The following is a 2,916-nucleotide window of genomic DNA, read 5'->3' on the forward strand; positions in this document are numbered from 1 at the left end:
AGGTCAAGCTAATAAGAGCATAGGGTGGATGCCTTGGCACTAGGAGCCGATGAAGGACGTGATAAGCTGCGAAAAGCTTCGGGGAGGCGCAAATAGCCATCGAACCGGAGATATCCGAATGGGGAAACCTGGCTGAGAAAAACTCAGTTACTGCATAGCGAATACATAACTATGCAGGGGGAACTCGGGGAACTGAAACATCTAAGTACCCGAAGGAGTAGAAAGAAACATCGATTCTCTAAGTAGCGGCGAGCGAACGGGGAAGAGCCCAAACCTAGTAACCTAGTTACTAGGGGTTGTGGACTGCATAAGGTATCTTGAGAACTAACCGAATGGTTTTGGGAAAGCCAACCAAAGAAGGTGAAAGTCCAGTAGGTGAAAGTTTGAGAGAGCTAGCAGGATCCAGAGTAGCACGGGACACGAGAAACCCTGTGTGAAGCTGGGGGGACCACCCCCCAAGGCTAAATACTACCTAGTGACCGATAGCGAATAGTACTGTGAAGGAACGGTGAAAAGAACCCCGGGAGGGGAGTGAAAAAGAACCTGAAACCCTATGTTTACAAGCAGTCGAAGATCTATACAAGATCGACGGCGTACTTTTTGTAGAACGGTCCGGCGAGTTACGTATACTGGCAAGGTTAAAGACTAAAGGTCTGGAGCCGAAGGGAAGCCAAGTCTTAATAGGGCGTTAAGTCAGTGTATGTAGACCCGAAACCGGGTGACCTACCCATGGCCAGGATGAAGTTACCGTAAAAGGTAATGGAGGTCCGAACCCACACGTGTTGAAAAACGTGGGGATGAGCTGTGGGTAGCGGAGAAATTCCAATCGAACCCGGAGATAGCTGGTTCTCCTCGAAATAGCTTTAGGGCTAGCCTTGATGGAGTCTAATGGAGGTAGAGCACTGAATTGTCTAGGGGGCTGCGAAGCTTACCAAAACATATCAAACTCCGAATGCCATATAGATGCTCATCAGGAGTCAGACTGCACGAGATAAGTTGGGTAGTCAAAAGGGAAAGAGCCCAGACCACCAGCTAAGGTCCCAAAGTACATGTTAAGTGGGAAAGGATGTGAGATTTCGAAGACAACTAGGATGTTGGCTTAGAAGCAGCCATACATTCAAAGAGTGCGTAATAGCTCACTAGTCGAGAGATCTTGCGCCGAAAATGTCCGGGGCTAAAACATGACACCGAAGCTGTGGATTGATAGTAATATCAGTGGTAGAGGAGCATTCTTAAAAGGGAAGAAGCTGTACCGAAAGGAGCAGTGGACTATTAAGAAGAGAGAATGCCGGAATGAGTAGCGAGAGAGAAGTGAGAATCTTCTCGGCCGAATATCTAAGGTTTCCAGAGTAAAGCTGATCTTCTCTGGGTAAGTCGGGACCTAAGGCGAGGGCGAAAGCCGTAGTCGATGGACAACAGGTTGAAATTCCTGTACCGCATACAAACAGAACTGTGGGGACACAGGAGGATAAGAGAAACGAGGAATGGAAAAACTCGTTCAAGTGCAAAGGATAAGGTGGAAGGCAAATCCGTCACCTGTTTCTGAAGCACGAATAGGACCGAAATAAAAGTAGGGAAGTCTCTGAATCCAAACTGTCAAGAAAAGCCGCTATTGTTTTGTATGAGCCCGTACCGCAAACCGACACAGGTAGATGAGGAGAGAATCCTAAGGCCGACGGGAGAAGCGTTGTTAAGGAATTCGGCAAAATGACTCCGTAACTTAGGGATAAGGAGTGCCTCAACAGAGGTCGCAGAGAATAGGCCCAAGCGACTGTTTAGCAAAAACACAGGTCTCTGCAAAACCGAAAGGTGAAGTATAGGGGCTGACGCCTGCCCGGTGCTGGAAGGTTAAGAGGAGGGGTAAGCGCAAGCGAAGCTCTGAATTTAAGCCCCAGTAAACGGCGGCCGTAACTATAACGGTCCTAAGGTAGCGAAATTCCTTGTCGGGTAAGTTCCGACCCGCACGAAAGGCGTAACGATTTGGGCACTGTCTCGACAACGCGCCCGGTGAAATTGTAGTACCAGTGAAGATGCTGGTTACCCGCGACAGGACGGAAAGACCCCGTGGAGCTTTACTCCAGCTTGATACTGGGATTCGGTATTACATGTACAGGATAGGAGGGAGACTAAGAAGCAAGGACGCCAGTCTTTGTGGAGTCGATGTTGGGATACCTCCCTTGTAGTACTGGATTTCTAACCTGGCACCATAAACTGGTGTAGGGACAATGTCAGGCGGGGAGTTTGACTGGGGCGGTCGCCTCCGAAAGAGTATCGGAGGCGCTCAAAGGTCATCTCAGAATGGTTGGAAATCATTCGAAGAGTGCAAAGGCAGAAGATGGCTTGACTGTGACACCGACGGGTGGAGCAGGTACGAAAGTAGGACTTAGTGATCCGGTGGTATGAAAGTGGGATTGCCATCGCTCAACGGATAAAAGCTACCCCGGGGATAACAGGCTTATCACTCCCAAGAGTTCACATCGACGGAGTGGTTTGGCACCTCGATGTCGGCTCATCGCATCCTGGGGCTGTAGTAGGTCCCAAGGGTTGGGCTGTTCGCCCATTAAAGCGGTACGCGAGCTGGGTTCAGAACGTCGTGAGACAGTTCGGTCCCTATCCGTCGTGGGCGCAGGATATTTGAGAGGAGCTGTCCTTAGTACGAGAGGACCGGGATGGACGAACCGCTGGTGTATCTGTTGTATTACCAAGTGCATAGCAGAGTAGCCAAGTTTGGAAGGGATAAACGCTGAAGGCATCTAAGCGTGAAGCCCCCCTCAAGATAAGATATCCCATACCGTAAGGTAGTAAGACCCCTTGAAGACTACAAGGTTGATAGGTCGGAGGTGTAAGCATGGTAACATGTTCAGCTGACCGATACTAATAGGTCGAGGGCTTGACCAAGGAAATATGTTTGAACCT

General features: G+C 49.5%; 1 rRNA gene. It reads left to right on the top strand.

Features of this window, described 5'->3' with window-relative positions:
* The first annotated feature begins 1 nt into the window (after position 1).
* A 23S ribosomal RNA gene (locus QMG30_RS24685) occupies positions 2-2,898 on the top strand.
* Positions 2,899-2,916 lie beyond the last annotated feature (18 nt).

Source organism: Vallitalea longa (assembly GCF_027923465.1).
GTDB classification, from domain to species: domain Bacteria; phylum Bacillota; class Clostridia; order Lachnospirales; family Vallitaleaceae; genus Vallitalea; species Vallitalea longa.